At 59.0% G+C, this 339-nt stretch carries 1 protein-coding gene; it reads right to left on the bottom strand.

Features of this window, described 5'->3' with window-relative positions:
• Positions 1 to 339 (bottom strand): hypothetical protein (locus A3722_RS24345; RefSeq protein WP_161488225.1); only part of this gene is annotated, 339 nt, incomplete at both ends.

Genomic DNA, 339 nt, shown 5'->3' with positions numbered 1-339 from the left:
CTCCAAACCACTCACATCGCCCGAACCGGAAAGGTTAGGCACATCGAAGCGCGTCCGCGATGGCCCCCTGTTGATGAGGTTGCCATAGCCGAGATTGGCGTTTGTCACGTCATTGGGGATCGGGTTGCGACCACCGCCCTCTAGATTGTAGCCAAGCTTGGGCTTTTCCGGCCCCGCCTGTTCTTTTGCAATCTGCCGCGCGAAGCTAAGTGCGATGCCGAAGTTTTTCGCCAGCTTCGCCGCCTCATCAACCCCCGCTGAAATGCCCCCGGCTAGATCAACACGGGCGATCTGCTCTGCCGCATCTTGTCCTTCTTGCAGTCGGGCAGCCATTTCACG

This window comes from Sulfitobacter sp. HI0027 (genome assembly GCF_001634775.1).
Classification (GTDB): domain Bacteria; phylum Pseudomonadota; class Alphaproteobacteria; order Rhodobacterales; family Rhodobacteraceae; genus Sulfitobacter.
The sequence above is the reverse complement of the archived record's forward strand: the minus strand, read 5'-3'. Positions and strand labels throughout refer to the sequence as shown.